Annotated in this window: 17 protein-coding genes; 7 read left to right on the top strand and 10 right to left on the bottom strand. The window is 69.7% G+C overall.

All coding sequences use genetic code 11. From position 1 onward, the window contains the following. The first annotated feature begins 2 nt into the window (after nt 1-2). Nucleotides 3-626: a TetR/AcrR family transcriptional regulator gene (locus G545_RS0104285; protein WP_027069311.1), complete on the top strand. Its 624-nt coding sequence runs from the start codon at nt 3-5 to the stop codon at nt 624-626. Nucleotides 627-684: 58 nt separating this feature from the next. Continuing rightward, nucleotides 685-2,472 (top strand): phosphoenolpyruvate carboxykinase (GTP), encoded by a 1,788-nt coding sequence (locus G545_RS0104280; protein ID WP_052106604.1) that lies wholly within the window; start codon nt 685-687, stop codon nt 2,470-2,472. A gap of 165 nt (nt 2,473-2,637) precedes the next feature. On the opposite strand, the gene G545_RS0104275 is transcribed toward G545_RS0104280, so the two are convergent. The 5 genes from G545_RS0104275 to hslO form a co-directional block, all read right to left on the bottom strand. After that, nucleotides 2,638-5,466, bottom strand: coding sequence for a TonB-dependent receptor plug domain-containing protein (locus tag G545_RS0104275; RefSeq protein WP_027069309.1), 2,829 nt, complete (start codon nt 5,464-5,466; stop codon nt 2,638-2,640). 261 nt (nt 5,467-5,727) lie between these two features. Beyond that, nucleotides 5,728-7,044: an aspartyl/asparaginyl beta-hydroxylase domain-containing protein gene (locus G545_RS0104270; RefSeq protein WP_027069308.1), complete on the bottom strand. Its 1,317-nt coding sequence runs from the start codon at nt 7,042-7,044 to the stop codon at nt 5,728-5,730. Nucleotides 7,045-7,151: 107 nt separating this feature from the next. Then, nucleotides 7,152-10,031, bottom strand: coding sequence for a TonB-dependent receptor domain-containing protein (locus tag G545_RS0104265; protein WP_027069307.1), 2,880 nt, complete (start codon nt 10,029-10,031; stop codon nt 7,152-7,154). A 257-nt stretch (nt 10,032-10,288) separates the two neighbouring features. Further along, nucleotides 10,289-11,128, bottom strand: a complete 840-nt coding sequence (locus G545_RS0104260) for an XOO1806 family protein (RefSeq protein WP_027069306.1) — start codon at nt 11,126-11,128, stop codon at nt 10,289-10,291. Between the two features lie 137 nt (nt 11,129-11,265). After that, nucleotides 11,266-12,186, bottom strand: a complete 921-nt coding sequence (hslO, locus tag G545_RS13505; protein ID WP_052106605.1) for an Hsp33 family molecular chaperone HslO — start codon at nt 12,184-12,186, stop codon at nt 11,266-11,268. 77 nt (nt 12,187-12,263) lie between these two features. Here hslO and mtgA point away from each other — a divergent pair, with 77 nt between their 5' ends. The 3 genes from mtgA to G545_RS0104240 are packed head-to-tail and all read left to right on the top strand — an operon-like array spanning nt 12,264 to nt 14,444. Further along, nucleotides 12,264-12,998, top strand: coding sequence for a monofunctional biosynthetic peptidoglycan transglycosylase (mtgA, locus tag G545_RS0104250; RefSeq protein WP_027069305.1), 735 nt, complete (start codon nt 12,264-12,266; stop codon nt 12,996-12,998). A gap of 17 nt (nt 12,999-13,015) precedes the next feature. Further along, a complete protein-coding gene (locus G545_RS0104245) occupies nt 13,016-14,056 on the top strand; it encodes a glycosyltransferase family 2 protein (protein ID WP_036136437.1) in 1,041 nt (346 codons plus the stop codon). Beyond that, entirely contained in the window at nt 14,016-14,444 is a 429-nt protein-coding gene (locus tag G545_RS0104240; protein WP_027069303.1) for a CBS domain-containing protein, read from the top strand. The genes G545_RS0104245 and G545_RS0104240 overlap by 41 nt, the downstream gene beginning before the upstream one ends. A 20-nt stretch (nt 14,445-14,464) precedes the next feature. Here G545_RS0104240 and G545_RS0104235 read toward each other — a convergent pair whose 3' ends face one another. The 3 genes from G545_RS0104235 to G545_RS0104225 form a co-directional block, all read right to left on the bottom strand. Then, on the bottom strand, nt 14,465-16,528 hold the full coding sequence (locus G545_RS0104235; protein WP_027069302.1) for an AsmA family protein: 2,064 nt from the start codon (nt 16,526-16,528) through the stop codon (nt 14,465-14,467). After that, nucleotides 16,513-16,917 (bottom strand): hypothetical protein, encoded by a 405-nt coding sequence (locus G545_RS0104230; RefSeq protein ID WP_027069301.1) that lies wholly within the window; start codon nt 16,915-16,917, stop codon nt 16,513-16,515. Before G545_RS0104230 ends, G545_RS0104235 begins: the two co-directional genes overlap by 16 nt. 77 nt (nt 16,918-16,994) lie before the next feature. Then, nucleotides 16,995-18,599, bottom strand: a complete 1,605-nt coding sequence (locus G545_RS0104225) for a peptide chain release factor 3 (RefSeq protein ID WP_027069300.1) — start codon at nt 18,597-18,599, stop codon at nt 16,995-16,997. A gap of 176 nt (nt 18,600-18,775) precedes the next feature. On the opposite strand from G545_RS0104225, the gene G545_RS0104220 reads away from it, so the two are divergent. Next, entirely contained in the window at nt 18,776-19,891 is a 1,116-nt protein-coding gene (locus G545_RS0104220; RefSeq protein ID WP_027069299.1) for an HDOD domain-containing protein, read from the top strand. Nucleotides 19,892-19,977: 86 nt separating this feature from the next. After that, nucleotides 19,978-20,745: a DUF1521 domain-containing protein gene (locus G545_RS13500; protein WP_052106873.1), complete on the top strand. Its 768-nt coding sequence runs from the start codon at nt 19,978-19,980 to the stop codon at nt 20,743-20,745. Here G545_RS13500 and G545_RS13495 read toward each other — a convergent pair. Together G545_RS13495 and G545_RS13490 are read right to left on the bottom strand one after the other, a co-directional pair. Further along, entirely contained in the window at nt 20,723-21,616 is an 894-nt protein-coding gene (locus G545_RS13495; protein ID WP_231553217.1) for a M23 family metallopeptidase, read from the bottom strand. The two genes, G545_RS13500 and G545_RS13495, sit on opposite strands and share 23 nt — an antisense overlap. A 45-nt stretch (nt 21,617-21,661) precedes the next feature. After that, entirely contained in the window at nt 21,662-24,724 is a 3,063-nt protein-coding gene (locus tag G545_RS13490) for a ligand-binding sensor domain-containing diguanylate cyclase (RefSeq protein ID WP_052347260.1), read from the bottom strand. Nucleotides 24,725-24,818: the final 94 nt, after the last annotated feature.

Here is a 24,818-nt window from a genome sequence, read left to right as displayed (position 1 = left end):
CCATGACCCCGGCACCCAAGCACACCGACAAGGACACTGCCGCCCGCGCCGGGACGGGCCGCGGCGAGCGCGCACCGCGGCTCAGCGCCGACGACTGGGCAATCGCGGCACTGGAGCAGATCGCCGAGCAGGGCGTCGCCTCCGTTGCCGTCGAGCCGCTGGCACGCCGGCTGGGCGTCACCAAGGGCAGCTTCTATTGGCATTTCCCCTCCCGCGAGGCGCTGCTGGTGGCGGCCCTGGAGCGCTGGGAGCGTGACGAGCAGCAGTCGTTCGGCGAGCTCGAGGCGATCCGCGACCCACGCGAGCGCCTGCGCGCGCTGTTCGCGATGGTGGCGCAGGAGTACCGGGCCCACGTGGTGTACTCCGAACTCCTGCGCGCGATGGACCACCCGGTCGTGCAGCCGGTGATCGGCCGCGTGTCCGAGCGCCGGCTGGACTACCTCGCCGCGGCGTTCCGCCAGGCCGGCCTGGCGAAGGCCGCGGCCCGCCACCGCGCCCGGCTCGCCTACGCGGCCTACGTCGGCTTTCTGCAGTTGAACCTGCAGTTGCGCCAGGCCCGGCTGCAGCAGGAAGAATTCGACGACTACGTCGAGCACATGATGGCGACGCTGATCCCGTCCGCCTGATTTTCCGCGCCCGGCGGCGCCGGGCATTCCCCAGAATCCACCGGCGGAGGTCCAGCCCGTGAATGCAGTCCCCGACGTTTCCCCGGCCGGCACCGCCGGCAGTTCCCTCGCCGCGCTCAACGCCTGGGTGGCGGAGGTGGCGGCGCTGACCCGCCCCGACGCGATCCACTGGTGCGACGGCAGCGATGCCGAGAACGCTGCCCTGGTCGCCGGCATGGAAGCCGACGGTACGCTCATCCGCCTCAACCACGAGACCCACCCGGGCAGCTGGCTGCACCGCTCCGACCCGAACGACGTCGCCCGCGTCGAGCACCTGACCTTCGTCTGCACCCCCGAACGCGACGACGCCGGCCCGAACAACCACTGGATGTCGCCGGCCGACGCCCACGCGAAGATCGACGCGTTGTTCGACGGCTGCATGCAGGGGCGCACGATGTACGTGATCCCGTACTGCATGGGCCCGATCGATTCGCCGCTGTCGCGCTGCGGGGTGGAGATCACCGACAGCCCGTACGTGGTCGCCAACATGCGGATCATGACCCGCATGGGCGCACCGGCCCTGGCGCGGATCGAGCGCGAGGGCAGGTTCGTGAAGGGCCTGCACTCCACCGGCGAGCTCGACCCGGAGCGCCGCTTCATCATGCACTTCCCCGAGGAGCTGACGATCAAGTCCTACGGCTCCGGCTACGGCGGCAACGCCCTGCTGGGCAAGAAGTGCCACGCGCTGCGCATCGCCAGCCACCAGGCCCGCAACGAGGGCTGGCTCGCCGAGCACATGCTGATCCTGGGCGTGACCAACCCCCGGGGCGAGACCCACTACATCGCCGCCGCGTTCCCGTCGGCCTGCGGCAAGACCAACCTGGCCATGCTGATCCCGCCGGAGGGCTACCGGAAGGACGGCTGGAAGATCAGCACCATCGGCGATGACATCTGCTGGATGCGCCCCGGGAAGGACGGCCGCCTGTACGCGATCAATCCGGAAGCCGGGTTCTTCGGCGTCGCCCCGGGCACCTCACGCAAGTCCAACCCGAGCGCGCTGGCCTCCATCCAGTCCAACACCATCTTCACCAACGTCGGGGTGACCGCCGACAACCAGCCGTGGTGGGAAGGCCTGGGCGAGGGCGAGCCTGCCATCGACTGGCGCGGCGAGCCGTACGACGCCGGCAAGCGTCCGGCGGCGCATCCGAATGCGCGCTTCACCGTGAGCGCACGGCAGTGCCCCAGCTGGTCGCCGGAGGCCGAGAACCCCGAGGGCGTGCCGATCAGCGCGATCGTCTTCGGCGGCCGCCGCCCGTCGCTGGTGCCGCTGGTGTTCGAGGCCCGCGACTGGACCCACGGCGTGCTGGTGGGCGCGGCGATGGGCTCGGAGACCACCGCCGCCGCCACCGGCGCGGTCGGCGTGATGCGCCGCGACCCGATGGCGATGAAGCCGTTCTGTGGCTACAACTTCGCCGACTACTTCGCCCACTGGCTGTCGTTCGACGACGGCAGCAACAGGCTCCCGAAGATCTTCCACGTCAACTGGTTCCGCAAGGGCGACGGCGGCGACTTCCTGTGGCCGGGCTTCGGCGACAACCTGCGCGTGCTGGAGTGGATGATCGGGCGGGTCAAGGGGGAGGCCGGCGCGGTGGAGACCCCGATCGGCAACCTGCCGACTGCCGGCGACCTCAACCTGGACGGCTTGGAGCTGACGGGCGAAGCCAGGGAGAAGCTGTTCGGCTTCGAGCGCGAGGGCTGGAAGGCCGAGTTCGACAGCATCGGCGAGTACCTGGACAGCTACGGTCCGCGCATGCCTCGGGCGCTGAAGGACGAGCAGCAGCGGATCGCGCGCGCGCTGGCTGGCTAGGGCCGGCAGCGGCTCCCCCGCAGAGTCCCGCGTATCCAGGAAAAAGCCCCGGCATGCCGGGGCTTTTTCATGTGCGCGCCCAGGGCCGGGAATGGCCTGCCTGGCTGCACAAAAAACCACGGCCCCTTGCGGGGCCGTGGTGGTGTTGCTCAGCGCGACGATGGATCAGAAGCGCTGCTGGTACTTCACGTACATGAAGCGACCGATGTCGTAACCACCGTAGTACGAGTAGTTCGAGTTCGGCTGGCTGTACATCACCGGGCCGGTGCGGTCGAACACGTTGTTCGCACCAATGGCGATCTTCGCGTTCCACGGAGCATTCCAGCTGAACTGGAGGTCCGTGAACGTGACCGAACCAACGCGGTTCTGCGGGGTCACGTTGCCCTGCGTATCCGGGGCCTGGTAGTCCGGCAGGTTGCAGTGCTCGTCGAAGGTGCAGCTTTCCTTCACGCCCGAGTAGTAGCGGAAGCCCAGCGAGCTGCCGAAATCACCCAGGTTCCAGTTCAGGTTCAGGTTCGAACGGATACGGAAGTAGGAGCTGAAACCGTTGTACTGCGACGGTACGGCGTCGAAGTCGTTGGTCGACTTGACTTCGTACTTGCTGACGTAGGTGGTCTGCCACTGGGCGCCGAAGCGACCGTAGTCGGTGTTGATACGGTAGCCGAGGTCAACGTCGTAGCCCTCGGTATCGTAGTAACCGGCGTTGCGCAGGCCGTAGGTCAGGTCGTTGACGATGCCGGTCACCGGATCACGCGTGAAGCCCGCGCAGCGCGACTCGATGAGCGCGACGTAGCAGTCGCTCAGCATCAGGTTCGGCGTGTCGGACACCAGGGTGTCCTCGATCCGGATGTTCCACCAGTCGACCGCGACGCTCAGGCCCTCGACGAAGCTCGGGCTGTAGACGATGCCGAGGTTCTTGGACTCGGAGGTCTCCGGCGAGAGGTTCGGGTTCGAGCCGCTGGTGAACGGGACCGGGGTCTGCGCCGCCGGGCCGTCGGTCGGGACGAAGCCCTGCTGCAGCTGGCGGTAGTCGGCCGCGACGTCCTGCAGGCAGCGGGCGCTTCCGCGTGCCTCGCCGTAGACGCTGTCGCACGGGTCACGGAAGCCGGTGGTGAAGGTCTGCGAGCCGCCGCCGTACAGATTGGAGATCGTCGGGGCACGGAAGCCCTCGGCGTAGGTCGCACGCACCAGCAGGTCGTCCACCGGACGCCACTTCAGGCCGAACTTGTTGTTGGTGGTGTCACCAAAGGTATCGAAGTCCGAGTAGCGGCTGGCAACGTTGAACGTCAGCTCCTGGGCGAAGGCCACGTCGGCCAGCACCGGGATGTTCAGCTCGGCATAGAACTCGTCGAGCTGGTAGCTGCCGTAGGTCGGGCCCGAGGCCAGGTTGGTGGAGTCACCCGACTGGGCGATCGCGTCGGGGAAGAACCCGCCCTGCTCCTTGCGGTACTCGTACCCGACGGCGAAGCCGAGGTCGCCTGCCGGCAGCGAGAACAGCGAGCCCGCCAGGTTGGCGAAGTAGCTGTTGGTCTCGGTCTCGCCGAGGGCGTGCTCCTGCTTGAACAGATAGTTCTGCACGCGCGGGTCGTCGAGCGAGTGCTCCACGGCACCAGTGCCGAAACCGGCAAACGGGTTCCAGGCAACGCAGTCCGCGATCGGGGCGTCCGGGGTGCCGCAGACGATCTGGCCCTGCGCATTGACGAACGACGGACCGACCGCATTGCGGACATGCGGCTTGTAGAAGTTGCCGTTGTTGATGACCTTGAGGTCGGTCTTGTTGTACAGCGTCCCGGCGTCCCAGTCGAAGTAGCGATCGCCGATGTCGAACGAGCCTTCCAGGGCGGCGGTGAAGCGCCAGGTGGTCAGGTCGCTCTGGGTCGTGCGGGGCACTTCCCAGCCACGGCGGCGCCAGTCGATCTGCTCGCCGACCGGGTTGAAGACACTGTCGGCGTGCATCGGAGCGTCGATGGCGGTCGACTGCGTCGGGTACCCGGCGATCTGGCGGAAGGCGTCACGCTGGTTGTACGCCATGTCGCTGACGAAGCGGATGTTGTCCGTGATCTCGAAGTCCGCCGTGGCGAACAGCGAGCGGCGCTCCTGCGGGGTGCGCAGGTGCATCTGGTCGGACGCACGGCTGGTGTCCTCGGACGTCTGCGGGTGGAAGTCCGACTCGTCCAGGGCGTCGCTGCCGCGGTTCGGTGCCATCCACGGATCGGTGGTGCCGGAGCGGCGCCAGTTGCCCCACTGGCCGACCACGGTGTTGCTGTACTGCGGGTAGCCCGGGTAGCTGTCGGCGGAGAACCAGCGGTCCTTTGCCCAGACTTCCTCTTCCTTGTGGTACTCGGCACCGATGGTCACCGAACCGCGGTCGCCGGAGAAGCCGGTGACGAAGTCATAGCTCTGGATGGTGCCGTCGCCTTCGTCGTACTGGCCGAAGTACGCATTGACTTCGGCGCCATCGAAGTTCTTGCGGGTGATGATGTTGATCACGCCGGCCATCGCGTCCGAGCCGTAGATCGAGGACGCGCCGTCCTTGAGGACTTCGATGCGCTCGACCACGGAGGACGGGATGGTGGAGATGTCCTGGTAGCCCGCGGTGCTGATGCCCAGGCGCTTGCCGTTGACCAGGACCAGGGTGCGGGTGGCGCCCAGGTTGCGCAGGTCGATGTACGAGCCGCCGGCTTCGGCGTTCGCGGTCAGCGGCGAGGCGCGGCTGAAGGCGGGGCTGCCCGCGGCGGAGACGTTCTGCAGGATGTCGGCGACGGTGCTGAAGCCCTGGTTCTCGATCTCCTCGCGGGAAATCATCAGGACCGGCTGCGAGGTCTCGATGTCGACCTGGCGGATACGCGAGCCGGTGACCTCGATGCGATCGAGCGTGGTGGCCCCCTGGCCGGAGTCCTGCGCAAACGCGACGCTGGTACCGGCGACGCTGGTGGCGCCCGCAACGAGCGCGAAGGTGATCGCGTCGCGGAGCTTGTGGGTCTTGAACTGCATCTCTCTCTCCAAGTGAGTCTTGGTATCCCATGGGACCCCCCGGATGCAGCAAAAGTGGCTGCGAAACCCGGTAGGGCCGGTCGATGGTAGTCGCAGGGAGGAAAGAATTAAAGTCCCATTAAGATTTACTTAGAGCGCTGTTACACCCCCGGAAAAGAGCCTACGAATCAGCTAGTTGGAGATGTTGCGCCAAATACGGCAAACGTTGCTCGGCCGGTGCCACTGTGCCGATCCTGTCCTTGGCGGTTGCCCTCTCCGTTCTCAAGGGGAGCCTGGTGCGGGACGGTCGAGGTCGCCGAGGCCCCTCACCAGCACGGCCAGGGCCTCTTGTTCAGGCTGCGTCAAATACGGGTTCCACACATCGAAGAGCAGGACCACGCGGGTTTCGTTGCTGCGGTTCCAGGCTTCGTGCTCGTACGTGTCGTCGAACGTGAAGCAGCGTCCGGGTTGCCAGGCGTGGATATGGTCGGCGACGCGGAGCCGGCACCCCTCGGGCACCACCAGCGGCAGGTGCGTCACCACGCGTGTATTGGTGACGCCGTGGTGCGGCTTGATGTGCGAGCCCGGTCCGAGGACGGAAAACAGTGACTCGGGCGCATGGCCCGGGATCCGGACGGTGGGGGCGCGGTCGAGGGCCTCGACGGTGCGCGGGCACCTTCGTGCGTTCGCCTCGTACCTGCGCCCGTGACGGTAGAAGAAGAAGGCGTCCCACCGTGGGGCGCCGGATCCGCCGTCGCCACTCAGGTAGCTGGACGTGAGCCCCGGTGGCGGTTCGCCGAGGAACGGCTCCAGCTGCGGCGTGTCCCCGAGCACCTCGCGCAACTCCGCCGTGATGAGCCCGGTGGCCTGCTCCATGTCGTCGTACCAGGGGAACAGCGCCCGGTCGAACACCGGGGTTTCCGGCAGCCCGGGAAAGTAGAGGAACTGCGGCTGCTGCCGCGGGTCGGCCGGCCTCAGGCGCAGGTCGCCGAGATAGCCGGAGACGCAGCGGTCCACGCGCTCCATCGCCGCGGTGCCGTGCTTCTCCCGCAAGGGCCCAAGAAGCGAGGCGAGCAGGGCGCGACGTCCAAGGCGGGCGACCTCCATAGCGTGCTCCACCGCGGGGCGCAGCCCCGGAGGAGTCGTGCGGGGCGCGGTCCAGTGGCCCTGCTGCTGTGCGGCGGCGATCGCGCGGAAATATTCGTTGGCGGCCTGTTCGCGGTCGCCAAGCTGCTCGTACGCCACGCCCAGGTGCAGGCGCGCGACGAAGAAGGAGGGGTCTTCCGTGACCAGCGCCCGGAGCACCTCGCGCGCACCCTCGGCCTCGCCGGCACGAAGGAGCGCGATGCCGAGGTTCTTGCGCGTGGTCGGGTCATCGGGGTGCGCTTGCAGCACGCGCTGCAGTCGCGCTCGCGCTTCGCCGACGCGGCCGGCGGCCAGGTCGCTCACCGCGATGTAGTTCGATGCCTCCGCATCCCCGGGCGCATGGGCCAGCAGGGCGCTGAAGAGGGAGTGCGCAAGCGCGCCGTCGCCCCGCATCGCCGCATCGCGGGCGCGGGCGCGCAACAGGTGCGCGGATTCCATGTCGTCTCTGCTCATCGCTTGGTCCTGGCTGTGCCGGGCTGGCGCCCGCGGAATCACCGTGGCCACAGCAAAAGGGCGGCCCCGTCGCCGGGGCCGCCCTCCCTGTTGCTATCCGCCGTGCATCAGAAGCGCTGGCGGTACTCCATGTAGTAGAACTGCCCCGGGGTGTCGTACTGGGAGTCGAACGAGTTCGCGAAGGCCTGGAAGGAGACCGGCGGATCCTTGTCGAACACGTTGTTGACACCTACCGCGACCTGGCCGTTCCACGGCAGCTCGTAGCGGACCTGCACGTCGTGGTAGGTGGTCGAGGGCAGGCGGTTCTGCGGATCGGCACCGGCCTCGATGCGGCGGTCGGGGTCACTGCACGCCGAGAGCGCGAAGGTCGGGCAGGACTCCACCAGGCCGGAGTAGTAGCGCGTGGTCCAGCTTGCGCCGAAGTCACCCAGGTTCCAGTTCACGCCCAGGTTGGAGCGCAGGCGCCAGGTCGGAACATCCTGGCTGTACTCGCCCACCACGTTGTCCCACTCGCCTTCGGGGGTCGAGCGCGACTCGTAACGTGCGATGTACGAGTTGTCCCACACCAGCCAGAAGCTGCCGTAGTTCGTCTCCGGGAGGCGGTAGCGCGCCGTCACGTCGAAGCCTTCGACCTCGACCTCGGCCAGGTTCAGCAGGCCGCGGTTGAAGTTGTTGATGGTGCCGAATGTGTCGCGGGTGAGCCCGCCAAGGCCATACGCGATGTCACAGAAGCCCTCGTCGCCCTCCACGAAGCACTGGTCGAGGATGTAGGTGGCGGAAGGACGGCTGATCGCCCCCTCGATGCTGATCTCCCACCAGTCGACGGACAGGTCGAAGCCGCTGAAGTATCCGGGGCTGTAGACGAAGCCCAGGGTCTTGTTGGTGGCGGTCTCCGGCCCCAGGTCGACGTTCGACACCCAGTTGAACGGATACGGGGTCTGGCCGTTGTAGCCGTCGCCGGCGTTGGTGCGCTGCACGAAGCCCTCCGGCACGCCGGCCGCGGCGCAGCGCTGCTGCACTTCCGGTCGCGAGAAGTACGGGCTGTCCGCCGAGCAGGGGTCGCCGTAGCTGTCATACGAGGCCGCGGCGCCACCGAACAGGTTGCTGATCGCCGGGGCGCGGAAGCCCTCGGCCCAGTTGCCTCGCACCAGCAGGTCGTCGATCGGCTTCCACTTGAAACCGAACTTGCTGTTGGTGGTCTCGCCGAAGTTGCTGTAGTCCGAGTAGCGGGTGGCAAGGCTGAACTCCAGCAGCTGCGCACCCGGCACGTCGGACAGCACCGGCAACAGCAGCTCGACGTAGAAGTCGTTCAGGTCGTACCCGCCCGAGGTCGGCTGGCGCGCGTTGCCCGAGGACAGGCCGGCGGACACGAACGCGTCCGGGTTGTCGTAGCCGGACTCCTTGCGGTGCTCGAAGCCGGCCGCGAAGCCCGCCATGCCGCCCGGCAGCTGGAACAGGTCGCCGCTGATGTTGGCGGTGTAGCTCTTGCTGGTGTTCTGGTACTTGTCCTTGGCGGTGAACAGGATGTAGTTGAGCTGCTCCTGGGTGATCTCGCCGGGGCTGCTGAGCGGGTTGAACGGCACGCAGCCCTCGATGACCGCGTCGGGCGTACCGCAGTACACGACGCCGTCGTCGCCCAGGAAGGACGCGCCGGTCGCAGTGCGCAGGGCCTGCATGTTGACGTCGCCGATCTGCATGTCGGTCTGGTCGTTGCGGTTGAACGCGTAGCCGACATCCCAGTCGAAGTAGCGGTCCGCGAAGTCGAACGAGCCCTGGAAGCCGCCGTAGAAGTGCCAGGTCTTGACGTCCTGCTCGTAGAAGCGCTCCTGCTCCACCAGGCGCCGGCTCCAGTTCAGCTCGCGCGCGTTCGCCGTGCCCCGGGTGGGGTTGTAGTAACTGTCCGCGGACAGGCCCTGGTCACCGGACAGGTAGTTGCCCTCGCCGAGCGGGAAGCCGGCGAGCTGCTGCGCCGACAGGCGCTCGTTGTACAGCGCGTCGGTAACGAACGCCACGGTGTCGGTGATGTCGTAGCGGCCCTGCACGTACAGCGACGTCCGCTCGTTCGGCGTGCGCAGGTAGTTGTCCTTGGCGTAGTTGTACGCGTCCGCACTGCTGAACGGATGGTAGTTGGCGAGGTCGCGGCCATCCGCGCCGTCGTTGACCACCCAGCGTGCGAGCGTGGCGGCTTCGTTGATGTCGCCGGTGGGGTTGCCGTCGGCGTCGATCAGGTCCCAGATCTGGCCGTAGTTCGAGAACGAGCTGTACTGCGAGGAACCGAAGCCGAAGACCGGGTCGCGGGAAATGGCGCGGTCAGCGGCCGAGACCGCCTTCTCGTCCGTGTGCGAGATGCCGATCACGATGTTGCCGCGGTCGCTGCTCGAGCCGAGCGTGAAGTCGGCGGTGGTGCGCTCGCCGTCGCCCTGGCTGTACTGGCCGTAGTAGACGTGGGCTTCCGCGCCGTCGAAGTCCTGGCGGGTGATGAGGTTGACCACGCCCGCGATGGCGTCGGAGCCGTAGATCGAGGACGCACCGTCCTTCAGGATCTCGACCCGCTCGACCATGGCCGAGGGGATGGTGTTCAGGTCGACGCTGCCGCCCAGGCTGGAGACCCAGCGGCGGCCGTTGACCAGGACGAGGGTCCGGGCGGAACCAAGGCCGCGCAGGTCCACGCCGGCGGAGCCGTCGCCGCCGTTGTTGACCTGGGTGTTGATCGGGGCGCCGTTGGTGGTGATGGTCTGCAGCAGGTCGGCGACCGACGTGCGGCCGGACTGCTCGATGGCCTGGCGGTCCAGCACCAGGATCGGCTGGGAGGTCTCGGCATCCACCTGGCGGATGCGAGAGCCGGTGACCTCGATGCGGTCGAGGGTGGTGGCGTCCTGGCCAGTGGGGCTGGCCTCCTGAGCGAAGGCGTTGCCGGAAACGGCAGCCGCTCCGGCGACGAGCGCGAGTGAAATCGCGTCGCGGAGCTTGTGGGTCTTAAGGGTCATCTCTCTCTCCAACTGAGTCTTGGTATCCCATAGGACCTCCCCGGTGTGGTGAAAGGACAAAACCGGCAAGGCAGGCCGATGGTAGCGGTCATTGTCGCCGGATTAAAGCTGCGTTAAGGAATGCTTCGCGCCGCCGTAACACCAAGAAAAATCAGTACGTTGGGATCAGCCGGGCGCTCCACGCGTGATTGACGCGTGAAGGCAGCCTCTCGAAGAGGGGGGATGTGGGGTGCAAAAGCAAGCACCCGGAAGCGGGTTCAAAGGTCCTGCTCGTACCGCACGTACGGGACGGTCCCCTCGTCCTCTACCTCGACCCCGGGAGCGAACGGGTTGCCGCCGCGGGTGAGCTTTTCCGCGCCTACGGTCAGGCGGCCGCTCCACGGCGTGCGCCAGGTGAAGCCCAGGCCGACGCCTTCCCAGTTGCCCGCGGGACCCGGGTTGTCGACCACGCGGCCGATGATGTTGGCGCCGAAGTCGCCGTAGTCCGCGCCGACGGTCAGGCTGACGCTGTCCCAGCGCCCGGCCAGGGCCGGGACTTCGACCGCGGGGACCAGGCGCGCGCGGGCCCAGGTGCCACCGATGGAGACGGTGGCCTCGCGACCGATGTGCTGCTCGCCGTAGACGGTGAGGGTGTTTTCGTCGACGCGGCTTGCCGGGCGCCCCGGCGACAGCCAGGAGGGAAGTGCCGCCCGGGCCTTGCCCATGGCGACGCCGACCTCGGTGTTGCCGCGGCTGAGGCTGGCGCCCGCACGGGCAGCGCCCTGGTCGCGCGCGCCGACGCTGGCCAGCATGCAGTTCTCGGCGAGGTTGCCGATGGCCATGCCCAGGGAGCCGGTCTGGTTGCACAGCAGCCCGAGCTCGTTGCCGGACTGCACGCCGAAGGCGGCTTCCAGCGTATTGCTGCCCAGCTGCCAGCGGTTGCCGGAGACGGCCGCATCCCCGGCCGGCTCCAGCAGCAGTACCGCCTCGAGCTTTCCGCTGCCGTCCCAGACCGGGAGCGCCGCAGTGCCGGATGCTTTCGCCTGCGCATGCGCGCCGCCCGCCACGCCAAAGGCGAGGACAAGGGCCAGCGTCAATCGGGACAGAGGCGTGTGCATGACGATTGGTACGACCGTGGCCGGTCGCGTTGGTTCCCCCGAGTGTCGCGTCCGAGCTTATGGGATTTATGGATCCTTAACAATCAATGGGATGTGAAGGCAGCCGGAACCCGCCGTGACACCGGCCACAATCCCGTTCACTGGGTGCGTCCCGGCGCATCGACGCCCGTGGCATCGGCGTCGAGCAGGCGCCGCAGCCGCTCCTCGTCGATGTGGTAGCGCTCCCCGCAGAACTCGCAGGTGATCTCCGCGACCCCGGGCGTTCCGCTCGCGCGGGTCGCGGCGATCGCCTCGTCTTCGCCCAGCGAGACGAGCATCGCCTCGACGCGTCCGGTGGAGCACGAGCAGCCGAATTCCAGGTCGCGTCCTCCCAACAGCTGGACGCCGTCCTCGTGGAACAGGCGGGTGAGCAGGAGCGAGGCGGGCACCTCCAGCAACTCGGTGCCGGGCAGGGTGTCGAACAGGGCGCTGGAGCGGTTCCAGCCGTCCTCGTCGCCCTCGTCGCCGGGGAGCTTCTGCAGCATCACGCCCGCGACGCGGTCGCCGTCGGTGGCGAGCAGCAGCCGCGTCGGAAGCTGCTCGGACTGCCGGAAGTAGTCTTCGAAGGCGCCCGCAAGCGAGTCCGCCTGCAGGCCCACCAGGCCCTGGTAGCGCACCGGATCGCGGCGGCCCGGGGCCGGCGGGTTCTCGATCGTGATCGCCAGTACGCTGCCTTCCCCGAACTCCGCCGGGTTGCGGGGCACGGCGCCGGCGTCCGGATCGACGCGGACGATGCCGCGCACGGTGCCGCTGGCGGTGCACTCGGCGAACAGGGTGCGCAGCGCGCCGGGCGTGCGCAGTTGGACCGCCAGGCGGCCATCGACCTTGGTGTGGCCGGTGAACAGCGCCGCGGCCGCGAGCGCCTCGCCGAGCAGTTCCAGCGCGGCCGGCGCACGCTCCCCGGTCGCACGCATGTTCGCGCGGACCCGTGCCCAGGCATCGTCGAGGCGTACATGCACGCCCCGCACGCCGGCACGGTCGATCAGGAAACGGGTAAGGCGGTCGTTCGCATCGCTCATCGGGTTGTCACTGGGGTCGCGTGGGATGGCCCACCATAATGGCGCGCAGGCCACGGCGATGTCTGCGGGGAGCGGCAATGGGCAGGAACAGGCAGGGCGGCCGGCGCCGGCGCGGCCCGATGCGCAGGCTGCTTCGGTGGCTGGCGCTGGCGGTGCTGTTGGCCGTGGTGGGCAGCGTGTCGCAGGTGCTGGTGCTGCGATTCGTGGATCCGCCGTTCTCCGCCTTCATGGTGGCGCGGCAGGTGGAGGCGCTCCGCGCCGGCGACCGCGGATTCCGGGTGGATTACCGGTGGCGCGACGCCCGGGACATCTCCCCGCAGCTGGCGGTGGCGGTGATCGCCGCGGAGGACCAGCGCTTCGCCGGCCACCACGGCTTCGACCTGGAGGCGATCCGCGCGGCCGCCGAGCGCAATGCCCGCGGAGGGCGCGTGCGCGGTGCCAGCACGATCAGCCAGCAGACGGCGAAGAACCTGTTCCTGTGGAGCGGGCGCAGCTGGCTGCGCAAGGGACTGGAGGCCTGGTACACCGTGCTGCTCGAGGCGCTGTGGCCCAAGCAGCGCATCCTCGAGGTCTACGTCAACGTGGCCGAGTTCGGCGACGGCGTGTACGGCGCCCAGGCGGCGGCACGGCGCTACTTCGGCAAGGACGCGGCCCAGCTGACCCCTGCCGAGGCCGCGCGCCTGGCCGCGGTGCTGCCCAGCCCGAGGCGCTACAGCGCCGCCAATCCCGGCCCCTACGTCCAGCGACGCACCGGGCAGATCCAGCGCCAGATGCGCCAGATCGGCGGCACGGGCTACCTCGAGCAGCTGTAGTCCGTACCATCCGCCCCATGACCGCGCCCCTGCTGCATGACCGCCTGACCGTCGTCGTCGCTGCCTTCAACGAGGCCGGCAGCCTGCCGTTGCTGCAGCCGCGCATCCTTGCGGCGCTGCGCGAGGTCGAACAGCGCTTCGGGCTCGAGTGCCGGGTGCTCTATGTCGACGATGGCAGCCGCGACGGCACCTGGGGCGTGATGCAGGCCCTCGCCGCGGCCGACCCGCGCGTCGGCCTGCTGCGGCTGTCGCGCAACTTCGGCAAGGAGGCGGCGCTGACCGCCGCCCTCGACCGGGTCGAGTCGGGCGCGGCGATGATCCTGGACGCCGACGGCCAGGATCCGCCGGAGCTGATGCCCCGGTTCGTCGAGCGCTGGCGCGAAGGCTACGACGACGTCCACGGCACCCGGGTCGCGCGCGAGGGCGAGGGCCTGGTCAAACGTGGCACCGCGCACCTGTTCTACCGGGTGATCGGCCGGCTGTCCCGGACGCCGATCCCGGCCGACACCGGCGACTTCCGACTGCTCTCGCCACGCGCGCTGGAGGCATTGCGGCAGCTGCGCGAACGCCACCGCTTCATGAAGGGACTGTTCGGCTGGATCGGCTTCAACAGCGTGGCCATCGAGTACAAGCGCGAGCCGCGTTCGACCGGGCACAGCAAGTTCAACCTGTGGCAGCTGTGGAACTTCGCGCTGGAGGGAATCACGAGCTTCTCGACCGCGCCGCTGCGGCTGGCGACCTACTGTGGTCTGCTGACCGCGCTGTTCGCCTTCGGCTACGGGACCTGGGTCGTGGCCAAGGCGCTGCTGTTCGGCGACCCGGTGCAGGGCTGGCCCACGATGATGGCGGTGATCCTGTTCCTGGGCGGCGTGCAATTGATCGCGCTGGGGATGATCGGCGAGTACCTCGGGCGCCTGTACATGGAATCCAAGCAGCGGCCGCTCTATCTTGTGGACACATGGCTGCCTCCCACGGGGGCAGGTCCGGGTGGAGTCCAACGCGTAGGAGGTGAATACCATGCGCAACGTACGGCACCTGCTGGAAAGCAAGGGCAGTGAGGTGTACTCGGTCGCGCCGGACGCGCCCGTGGTCGAGGCGATCCGGCTGATGGCGCAGCGGGGCATCGGGGCACTGGTGGTGCTGGATGGGGAGCGGCTCGCAGGCGTGGTGTCCGAGCGCGACTACGCACGCAAGGTGGTGCTGCAGGGACGCTCGTCGTCCAGCACCCTGGTGCAGGAGATCATGACCCCCGACGTGGTCCAGGTCGGCCTGGACGACACGGTCGACCGCTGCATGCAACTGGTCACCGACCGCCGCCTGCGCCACCTGCCGGTGGTCGATGGCGACCGGGTCATCGGCGTGGTCTCGATCGGCGATCTGGTCAAGGCGGTGATCGAGGACCAGCAGGAAGAACTCGACCAGCTCCAGCGCTACATCGCGGGGTAACGGGGTTCCGCCGGCCGCGCTCAGTGCGCGTATTCCCCGCCGCATCCCGAATCCTCGCCGGGTCCCAGCTCCAGCGTCGCCAGCAGTGCCGCCGGCGGGGCGATGCTTCCGAGCGTCAGGGCCACCGCCGCGCGCAGCGCGATGGGACCCGGATCCACGCCCAGGTCGGGCTCCAGGAACCGGCCCTGCACCAGCAGCGGGGTCCGGAACGCGAGCAGGCTGCGGTCCTTGGGCCGCGGGCGGATCACCAGGTCCAGCCGTTCCTCGCCAAGATCGATGCTGCCTTCGCCCACCAGGATCGTGTCGGTGGTGTCGAATGCCAGCGCGCGGGCGTTCATCACGCCGTCGTCCACCTCGAAATCCGCGAAGGCGCAGCGGATCGGGATCATCCGGTCCTCGCCGAGCTTGAACTTGATGATCTCGGCCAGGTCGATCCCGGCCAGCTCCATCACCAGGTTGCTGATCGAACCGCGGCCGGTGCCCAGCGCGACCTCGCCATCGGCGCTGCCCAGCATCCGCGCGATCGAGTTGCCGTTGCCGCCCAGGGTCGCGTGGCCGCTGACGCGGCCGACCGCGTTCTGGAGCATCTCGACGTCCGGCAGCACCTGCGCCAGGTCCAGCCCGGCGGCGTTGATGTCCGCGTCGGTGCGGATCGCGTCCTGGCGCGCGTCCATCCGGATGGTGGAGCGGATGGTCCCGCCGGCGACGCCGAAGGCCAGCGGGTCCAGCCGCAGCAATCCGGCTTCGAGCACCAGGTGCGCGTCCATGTCGTCCAGCGGCAGGACCGGGGAGTTGATGCGGGTCGCCTTCAGCCGGACGTCGGCGTCCATCGAGCGCAGCTTGGAGAGCTCGTAGGGGTGGTCGGGCAGGACCCGTCCCTGGGCGCGGCGCTCCTGGGCGTGGGCGGCCAGCTCGGGGTTGGTGGTCTCCTCGCCGTCGCCATCGGGCGGGGCACCGACGAAACCACCCAGGTCGTCGAAGTCCAGCCGCGAGGAGTGCAGGTCGGCCACCAGCAGGGGGCGTTCGCCGCCCGTGGTGAAGGAGGCATCGCCCCCCAGGTCGCTCTCGCCGACCACGCCGGTGAAGTCGTTGTAGTGCCAGATGCTGCGCGCACCCTCGATGTCGCGCGTGAGCCGCCCATCCAGACGGTACGGCGGGGTGGGCGGCAGGGCGACGCCCACGAGCGGGAACAGGTTTTCCAGGTCCTGGCCGGCCAGTTCGAACTGCAGGTCGAAGTCGCGCAGCCGCAGCGGGTCGAGCAGGGTGCCGCGCGCGCGGGCGCGGGTGGCGCCGGCACGTGCCTGCACGTCGATGCGGTAGGGCGCCTCGGTGTCCATCAGCTCCAGGGGCGACTCGCCGTTGCCTTCCAGGGTGAACTCGTTACCTTCCCAGGTGCCCCCGCCCGAGACGAAGATGTCGGGACTGGCGGTGCCTTCCGCGTCCGCGGCATCGCCGCCGGCAGCATCGCCCTCCGGCCGCTGCGTGCCCGCCGCGCCGTCACCGCCGTCGGTCACCTCCGAGAGGTTGGCCACGGTGCGGCTGCCATCCGGGGTGCTCGCGATGCCGACCAGGATGTCGGTGCCGTTGTCCTCGTCCAGGTAGCGCAGCGCGCCGGACTCGATCACCGCCTTCCCGAGGCGCAGCTCCCAGCGGCTCTCACCACCGTCGTCGAGGTCGAAGATCCAGTTGCCGGTGGCGTCGGGCCCGCGCTCCAGCAGCAGCCGGGGGCTGTCCAGGCGCAGCAGGGGCAGGCTCACGGTGCCGCGCAGCAGCGGCAACAGCTCGATGCCCAGCTCCAGGCGCTCGGCCCGCGCCATGTCCTCGTGCCCGGACCAGTCCGCGTTGCCGAGCCGCACCTGGTCGGCGCGGACCAGGGGCACCAGCCCCAGGTCGACGTCGAGGTCGCCGCCGATGTCGAACTCACGGCCGGTCGCGGCCTCCACCCGCCGCTCGACCGGCCCCTTGAACCAGTTCCAGTCCCATACCAGCACCAGGACCAGGATCGCCAGCAGCAGCACGGCGAGCGCGGTCCACCACGGATGCCGCGCGGGAATGCGCCAGGCTTCGGTCAGCTGCGCTCGCATGGAAGCGGCTGGCCCGCGTCCTGCACCAGGGTGGCGCCGTTGTCGCCTACGCTGAACTCCAGGCCTTCGCCCGCGTAGAGCGGGGGACTGCGGTCACTGACCGGCAGCTGGACGGCCCGGCCGTCCATCGCCAAGACGTGTGCCGCCTCGCCGTCGACCTCGACGGTCCAGCCGCCCTGGCAGTTGTAGCGGGTGATGCCGTCGTCTGCCTGATCACCCAGGTCGCTGGCACCGCGCGGGTCGGCGGGGTGCCGCTGGCCCTGGTCCGGGGCGACCTGGCTGGCGGCGACTTCCGGCTCGGTCTCGTCGTTGTCGCCTCCGCAGGCGCCGAGCGCCAGTGCAAGCGGAAGCGCGAGCAGGGACAGGTGTCGTGCGGTGCGGTCGGCCATGTGCGGATCCTTCGGCTGGATTCGCCCTTACCTTCCGCACCGCCCGGTAAAGCAGTGGTGAATTGGACCGCCCCCGGTCAGGCCGGGTCGACCGACTGCGCGTGCTCGCGGGTGGCGCGGAACTCGACCCCCGGCGCACGCTCCTGTGCCAGCTGCAGGTTGACCCGGGTCGGCGCCAGGTAGACCAGCTCGCCGGCCCCGTCGATCGCCAGGTTGGCGGCGTTGCGGTCCCGGAACTCCTCCAGCTTCTTCTCGTCGTCGCAGTGGATCCAGCGGGCGGTGGCCACGCTTACCTGCTCGAAGATCGCGTCCACGCCGTACTCGGCCTTGAGCCGGTAGGCGACGACGTCGAACTGCAGCACGCCCACCGCGCCCAGGATCAGGTCGTTGCCCAGCAGCGGCTTGAAGAACTGGGTCGCGCCTTCCTCCGACAGCTGCGCCAGGCCCTTCTGCAACTGCTTGAGCTTGAGCGGGTCGCGCAGGCGGGCGCGGCGGAACAGCTCCGGGGCGAAGTTGGGGATGCCGGTGAAGGCCAGCTTCTCGCCCTCGGTGAAGGTGTCGCCGATCGAGATGGTGCCGTGGTTGTGGATGCCGATCACGTCTCCGGGCCAGGCCGACTCGGCGATCTCGCGGTCGCTGGCCATGAAGGTCAGTGCGTTGGCCAGCTTCATGTCCTTGCCGCTGCGCACGTGGAAGGCCTTCATGCCGGCCTGGAAGCGGCCCGAGCACACGCGCATGAAGGCGACCCGGTCGCGGTGCTGCGGGTCCATGTTCGCCTGGATCTTGAACACGAAGCCGGTCAGCTTGTCCTCGGTGGGCGCCACCTCGCGGCCGGTGGTCTCGCGCGGGCCGGGCGACGGCGCGTGCTTCACGAAGAAGTCCAGCAGCAGCTGCACGCCGAAGTTGTTGACCGCCGAACCGAAGAACACCGGGGTCAGCTCGCCCGCCAGGTAGCGCTCCAGGTCGAAGGGATGGCTGGCACCCTGCACCAGTTCCAGCTCGTCGCGCAGGTCGGCCAGCGCCTGGGCGCCGATGCGCTCCTCCAGGCCCGGCGAGTCGATGGAGGGGAAGATGGTCGAGTCCTGGCGGGTGAAGTTGCGCCCGGGCTCGTACAGGTGGACCTCGCCGCTGAGCAGGTGCACCACGCCCTTCAGGCGCTTGCCCATGCCGATCGGCCAGGTCAGCGGCGCGCACTGGATGCCCAGCACCGACTCGACCTCGTCCAGCAGCTCGATCGGCTCCTTGCCCTCGCGGTCGAGCTTGTTGATGAAGGTCATGATCGGCGTGTCGCGCAGCCGGCACACCTCCATCAGCTTGATGGTGCGCTCCTCCACGCCCTTGGCCACGTCGATGACCATCAGCGCGGAGTCCACCGCGGTGAGCACGCGGTAGGTGTCCTCGCCGAAGTCGGCGTGGCCCGGGGTGTCGAGCAGGTTCACCACGTGGTCGCGGTAGGGGAACTGCATCACCGAGGAGGTCACGGAGATGCCGCGCTCCTGCTCCAGCTTCATCCAGTCCGAGGTCGCGTGGCGCGCGGCCTTGCGGCCCTTGACCGAGCCGGCCATCTGGATCGCGCCGCCGAACAGCAGCAGCTTCTCGGTCAGCGTGGTCTTGCCCGCGTCGGGGTGGGAAATGATGGCGAAGGTACGGCGGCGCTGCGCCTGTGCGGAAACTTCGGACATGGGGCGTAGCGCGGATGCGCCGGGACTGGCCAGGGGAAGCCGGCAAGTATACGGGGGCGCGGGCTTCGCACGGTTTGTGACGTGCTTCCGGACTCGCGGCTCAAGTCGGCGGCAGGGTAGCCGTCAACGGCTGTGGCGGGGCATCCCGCGGGCCCATTCTTGCTGGAGGAACCCCTGTGCTGATCCTGATCTGCGGCGAAGAGCCCGCACGCGTCGACGAGCTTCGCCGGACCCTGGCCGACTTCGACCTGGACTGGCAGGTCGAGCACTTGCCGGATCCCGCCGTGGGCGGCCCCACCGGGCGCGGCCAGGTCGATGCGCTCGTGTCGTCGGTTCCGCGCGACGGGGCCGCGCGCGCCGCGCTGGCGGAGCTGCGCGAGGCCCACCCGGGCGCGGTCCGCATCGTCCTGCTGGAGCCGGGCCAGGACAGCGACGCGCTGCAGCTGCTCGACCGTGCCCACCGCGTGCTGCGCCGCCCGATGGACCCCCTCGAGGTGGTCGATGCCCTGGAGAGCGTGCTGGAGCTGCGCGAGGTGCTCGACAGCCCGGAGCTGAAGCAGGCGATCGGCAACATCGAGTCGCTGCCGGCCCCGCCGAGGCTGTACCTGGAGCTGGTGCGCGTGATGCGCGACCCCGACGTACCGATGGCCACGATTGCGGAGCTGCTCGGACGCGATCCGGCGGTGGTCGCGCGGGTGCTGCGTCTTTGCAACTCGGCGTATTTCTCGGCCGGGCGCGAGGTGACCGACATCCGCGCCGCCGCCACCCGGCTGGGGCTGCAGACGCTGCGCCAGGTCGTGCTGGCCAGCGAGGCGCTGGTGCACGACGAGATGGACGAGGACGAGCGCGAGGCGATGCAGGCGCGCGCGCTGCGGGTGTCGCAGCTGGCCGGACGCCTGCTTGCGGGTCCGAGCGCGGAGCTGGCCACCACCGCCGGCCTGCTGGCCGAGGTGGGGCGCCTGCTGCCGGACACCGGCGGCGACGAGGCTGCAGCCGGGTCCGGCGCGGACGATGCGGACGGCGACGCGGCTGCCGCTGCGGACCAGCGCCACGCGGCCGCGGGCGCGTACCTGCTCGGGCTTTGGGGCCTGCCGGACCCCATCGTGGAGGCGGTCGCGTTCCAGTACGGCCCGCGCCGCACGCGCACCGGCGGCTTCTGGGTGACCGGTGCCGTCCACGTGGCGAGCGCCCTGGTCAACGGTACCGAGGTCGACACCGAGTACCTGCGCTCGGTCGGGCAACTCGACAAGCTGCCGCGCTGGCAGGAGCTCGCCGAGCGCAGCGCTGCCTAGGGTCCGCCCGGGGTAGGGGCGGACCCAGTTGGCAGTTTCCGCCCCGGGGGCTCTACTTGGCACCATTCCACGACAGGGGTGGTGCCATGCAAGCCAGCCAGATCACGATCGACAACCTCACCGTCAATCCCGAGGCGCTTGACGGCCCCATCCGGGCAAAGGCGAAGGGCAACGAGTTCTTCTACGAGAACCGGAACTACGACATCCGCCTGACCGACACCGGCACCGTCCACATCAACAACAAGGCGACCGGCGAGGACTACCGCATCTGGGGCGACCCGCACGTGGACATCGACGGCAAGCGCGCCTTCGACTTCTACGGGGACACCACCTTCCAGCTCGAGGACGGCACCAAGGTCACCATCGAGACCAAGCCCGCCCACGACAACGCCAAGGTGACCTACGCCTCGACGGTGACCATCACCGATGGCACCACCGGGCAGACCACCCAGGTCACCGGCGTGGACCCGTTCACCCGGGGCGACCTGGCGGTCAGCCACCACGTCCACGACGCCGCCCGGGTGGAGGCGCGGGCCAACGATGGCAACGTCATCCGCGAGAACCCGTTCGGCGCCGGCTTCCTGGGCGTGGACGGCAACGGCCGGATCGGCGTCGTGGTTGACCAGCAGTACATCAACCTGACCGACCACCGCCTCAACGGGTCCGAGCTGGCTGGCGACCAGTTCCAGGCGCTGTTCACCGCACTGCAGTCCTTCGGCACCCTGCTGTCGATGTTCCAGGGGCTGATGTCGATCAGCTTCTCCAGCAGCGCGGATGCCGAGGGCCAGCCGGCGGTCAACCTCAACCTGCCGGCCAACTTCGAGTTCACCATCAAGGGCCCGAACGCGTTCTGAGCCCTTCTTCCGCGGCGGGCCGCGCGCTTCCGGGCAGCCCGTCCATGCGGAACGGGATCGAGACCAGCCGCATCCCGCGGTTGGCCTGCACCGCGAAGTGCAGGTGCGGCCCGGTGGCGTGGCCGGTGCTTCCCGACAGCCCGATCCGCTCGCCTGCGCGCACCCGGCGCCCCGGCGTGGCCAGCGCGCCGCCGGGCTGCAGGTGCGCGTACAGGCTCATGCTGCCGTCGTCGTGCAGCAGCCGGACGAAGTTGCCGCTGGGGCCGCCCCTGCCGTCCCGCGGCCCGACCTGCATGACCACGCCGTCGCGTGCGGCCAGGACCCGGGTGCCTTCCGGTACCGCCAGGTCGATCGCGTAGCGGTTCTCGTCGTCGTGGTGGCTGTAGGCGCCACCGTAGCCCTGGTCCACGCGCACCGCCGTGGCGTCGACCGGCAGCCGGTACAGGACATCTTCCGGACGGGTGCCGGGCTGCCCTGGAATGCTCCGCGCCTGCAGGCGGAATCGCGGCCGGCCTCCGCCGCCGCCGTGCCCGATCACCGCGACCACCCGGCTTCCGCCCGCCGGCAGCGTGGCGCGGGCCGGCAGCGCCGGCTGCGCGGAGACGTTGCGGGATTCGATGAAGTCGACCATGACCTCGGCGGGGCCGGCGAGCCGGTTGTCGGCCCAGACCAGCCAGCGGCTGCCCTGGTCCTCCACGCGCAAGGTGGCGATCGCCCCTTCGGGCGTGGGGCCTTCCCCGGCGTGTGCCGCGTCCACCGGCGACGCGACGGAAGAGGGCATCCCGATCGCGAGCGCCAGTGCCAGCAGCAGCCCGGCGCCAGCGTACGGGCGCCCGCCACGGGTGCGGGGACGGCGGGTGGAGTCCGGCATCGCGTGAGTCTAAGGGCGCCGGCCCACCCGTGCGTGCCGGCGGGCTCAGCCCCTGCTGAGGCTCAGCATGATGGCCGAGCCGGCCAGTTCCAGCTCCCCCGCCTGCAGCAGTGCGTCCGGACCGTGCTGCAGGTCCGAAAGCAGGGTTTCGGTACGGGTCGACGCGGTCGGGCGGAACATCGCCCAGCCATCGCGCCCGTGGCGCTTGACCTGGTAGAGCGCCTGGTCGGCCAGCTCCACCATGCCCTCCCATCCCAGCGGCTCGCCACCGGCACGTCGGAACATCGGGTACTCCGACAGCCCGACCGAGGCGGTGAGCCCCATGCTGCGGCCGTCCCCCAGGTCGAACGGGGCGGGCGACACCGCGGTGCGCAGCCGCTCCCCCAGCCGCGGCACCTGGCCGGCGGGCATCGGCCGGAACACCAGCAGGAACTCCTCGCCGCCCCAGCGGACCACGTAATCGCCGCTGCGGATCATGTTCTCCAGCCGGAGCGCGACCTCCTCCAGCACGCGGTCGCCCGCGGCGTGGCCGTGCAGGTCGTTCACCTGCTTGAAGTGGTCGATGTCGAGCAGGGCGAACACGATGACCTCGGCAGCGCCCGGGTTGGCGGTGAGCTGGCGGTCGTAGTAGTCGAGGTCGGCGGGGATCTGGCGGGCCAGGTAGCGGCGGTTGCGCAGCCCGGTCAGCGGGTCGGTCAGGCTCGCCTGCTCGAGCTGGTGGTTGGTTTCGGCCAGCTCGGCGGTGCGCTCGCCCACCAGTGCCTCCAGTTGCGCCTGCCGCACCCGGAACCGGTAGCGCTGGTAGCGGTAGCCCGCGTAGACCAGCAGCAGGACGAGGGCGCCCAGCAACAGCGGGAACGCGGCGGTCTCGTGGAAGTGCGGCTCGATGGCGAACCGGAGCCGGGCGGCTCCGCTTCCCCACACATCGGCGTTGTTGCTGCCGACGACCTCGAACACGTACTCGCCCGGCGGCAGGTTGGTATAGCGGACCTCCCGTTCCATTGGGCCGGCGCTCTGCCATTGCTGGTCATAGCCGACCAGGCGGTACCGCGCGAGGTTGCTGCGCGGATCCTGGTAGCCGAGCACGCTGAAACCCAGCGCGAGGTCGCGCTGGTCGGCCGCCAGCGTGATCGGCGCATCCGCCCCGGGCTGGTGCGTCCGTCCGCCGGCGCGCAGGCCGGTGACATGCACGGCGGGCGGGACCGGATTGCGGACGATGTCCGCGGTGTCCAGCGCAACGACGCCGTCACGGGTGGGCAACCACAGCGTGTGCCCGTCGAGGAAGCCGTCGCTCGGGCCGGAGCCGTTGCAGCACAGGCCCTGCTGTCCGCCGTTGGGCATGCCGCGCTCGTTGAGCAGCATCTGCGGCTCGACGCGGGACGCGCTTCCGCCGGCGAATGCATCCAGGTCGGCGAGCGCCAGGCGATACACCCCGTGCATGCTCGAGACCCACAGGTGGCCGCCCCCTTCGAGGATCTGGAACGGGGAGCCGGGGAACAGGCCGGTCGATTCGTCGAGTTGGACCCATCGATCCCCGTGTCGCAGCAGGACCAGGGCGCCCACGCCCGCCAGCACCAGGCGCCCGTCCTCGAGCTGGGTGATGCCCCCCAGCTTCGCTTCCCGTGGCAGGTCGCCGGCCTCGGGAGCCGGGACAAACCGCTCGCCGTCGAACTCCAGCAGGGTGGTGCGGGTCAGCGCCAGGCGGCGTCCTTCCGCCGTGATCCGGAACTCGGCCACGGCCCCCGCGATGCCACGGCTCGCGTCGAACTCCTCCAGCGAGGTCCCGTCCCAGCGCAGCATGCCGCCCAGGGTGGAAATCCATAGGCTTCCGTCGGGATCGCGCGCAAAGCCGATCACGGGCACCCGGATCCTGCGTGCCCATTCCGGGGTGGCTGCGGGCCTTCCGCGGCCGGGCTCGTAGAGCGCCAGCCCGCTGCGCAGGCCAATCCAGAGCCTTCCGGGTTCGGCGAACAGGGTGCGAATCGCGGAGGTGCGGCCGAGCTCCCCGACCTCCGGGCGCATGAAGTGGCCGCCCGGCACCAGGCGCGCGAGCCCGTTGTTGGTGCCTACCCAGACCGCGCGGGCGTCGGGGTCCGGGACCAGCGTCCAGACCGTCGCATCCGGCAGGCCCTCCTGGGTGCTGTAGCGGCGCGTCCAGCCGTTCCAGATCCGGCTCAGGCCGTTGGAGAGGCTGCCCAGCCAGAGGTTGCCCTCGCGGTCCTCGAAGGCATTGAACAGGTTGAACAGTCCATTGCCGCGCGTGGCCGGCACCACCTCCACGCTGCGGTCCGGGCGCACGCGGACCAGCCCGAGGTCGCCCCCGCCCCATACGTTGCCGTCGCCGTCGCGGTACAGGAAGTGCAGCGGCAGGGCGTCGTCCCCCGCGGCACCCGGGAACGGGCGCCAGCCCGAGCGGCCGTGGACGTGGATGCCGCGGGCGGTGGCCGCCCAGATCTCGCCGTCGACGTCGAGCAGCCCGTACACCACCTCCGGCTCGTCGGTGCCCGGCCAGCGGGTGGCCGTCCAGCCGCGGCCGTCCCACAGGCGCACGCCTTCCAGGTTCCCCACCCACAGCGTTCCGTCGTCGGCCTCGAACACGGCCGATGCGTCGGCGCTGCCGGGCAGGGGCCGCAGCGCGCCGCCGCGCACCCGTGCGGCGCCGGAGGAGGTGGCCGCCCACACCGTCCCGTCCGCGCCCAGGTCGAGGCCGTTGATCATCGGCGCCATGCCGTCGCCGGCCCAGGGAACCTCGTGGAAGCGGCCGTCGCGCAGGACCGCCATGCCCCCGCGCGTGCCGATCCAGAGCGCGCCTTCCGGATCCACTGCAAGGGAGGTGGTCACCGGGTGCGGGATCGCCGGCTCGTTCGAGGGCGAGAAGGTCTGGAAGCCGACGCCGTCGAAGCGCGACACCCCCGACTGGGTCGCGATCCAGATGTACCCGTCGGGCGTCTGCGCGATCGCCACCGCGCTGATCTGCGGCATCCCCTCCTGCACCGACCAGCTGTCGCGCACGTAATGGTGGAACGACTTTGCCGGGTCCAGTGCCCGCGCAGGCTGCGGGAGCAGGGCGCACAGGAGCAGGACGAACGTCAGGACGCGCAGTGGCATGGAACCTCCTTGCCACCGCCGGCCAGCCGGCCTCGGATGCGATGCGGGGCCTACGTGATTACGGCCGCCGCGGGCGGTCCTTTACCCCCTGGCA

The sequence above is a fragment of the Lysobacter defluvii IMMIB APB-9 = DSM 18482 genome (genome assembly GCF_000423325.1).
Lineage (GTDB): Bacteria > Pseudomonadota > Gammaproteobacteria > Xanthomonadales > Xanthomonadaceae > Novilysobacter > Novilysobacter defluvii.
The sequence above is the reverse complement of the archived record's forward strand: the minus strand, read 5'-3'. Positions and strand labels throughout refer to the sequence as shown.

Bases quoted from the DNA above. Each gene is read 5' to 3' on its own strand.
- G545_RS0104275 (WP_027069309.1), bottom strand. From the start codon at position 5,466: ATGCAGTTCAAGACCCACAAGCTCCGCGACGCGATCACCTTCGCGCTC.
- mtgA (WP_027069305.1), top strand. From the start codon at position 12,264: ATGGGCAGGAACAGGCAGGGCGGCCGGCGCCGGCGCGGCCCGATGCGC.
- G545_RS0104285 (WP_027069311.1), top strand. From the start codon at position 3: ATGACCCCGGCACCCAAGCACACCGACAAGGACACTGCCGCCCGCGCC.
- G545_RS0104230 (WP_027069301.1), bottom strand. From the start codon at position 16,917: ATGGCCGACCGCACCGCACGACACCTGTCCCTGCTCGCGCTTCCGCTT.
- hslO (WP_052106605.1), bottom strand. From the start codon at position 12,186: ATGAGCGATGCGAACGACCGCCTTACCCGTTTCCTGATCGACCGTGCC.
- G545_RS0104270 (WP_027069308.1), bottom strand. From the start codon at position 7,044: ATGAGCAGAGACGACATGGAATCCGCGCACCTGTTGCGCGCCCGCGCC.
- G545_RS0104225 (WP_027069300.1), bottom strand. From the start codon at position 18,599: ATGTCCGAAGTTTCCGCACAGGCGCAGCGCCGCCGTACCTTCGCCATC.
- G545_RS0104265 (WP_027069307.1), bottom strand. From the start codon at position 10,031: ATGACCCTTAAGACCCACAAGCTCCGCGACGCGATTTCACTCGCGCTC.
- G545_RS0104245 (WP_036136437.1), top strand. From the start codon at position 13,016: ATGACCGCGCCCCTGCTGCATGACCGCCTGACCGTCGTCGTCGCTGCC.
- G545_RS13500 (WP_052106873.1), top strand. From the start codon at position 19,978: ATGCAAGCCAGCCAGATCACGATCGACAACCTCACCGTCAATCCCGAG.
- G545_RS0104235 (WP_027069302.1), bottom strand. From the start codon at position 16,528: ATGCGAGCGCAGCTGACCGAAGCCTGGCGCATTCCCGCGCGGCATCCG.
- G545_RS0104260 (WP_027069306.1), bottom strand. From the start codon at position 11,128: ATGCACACGCCTCTGTCCCGATTGACGCTGGCCCTTGTCCTCGCCTTT.
- G545_RS13495 (WP_231553217.1), bottom strand. From the start codon at position 21,616: ATGCCGGACTCCACCCGCCGTCCCCGCACCCGTGGCGGGCGCCCGTAC.
- G545_RS13490 (WP_052347260.1), bottom strand. From the start codon at position 24,724: ATGCCACTGCGCGTCCTGACGTTCGTCCTGCTCCTGTGCGCCCTGCTC.
- G545_RS0104240 (WP_027069303.1), top strand. From the start codon at position 14,016: ATGCGCAACGTACGGCACCTGCTGGAAAGCAAGGGCAGTGAGGTGTAC.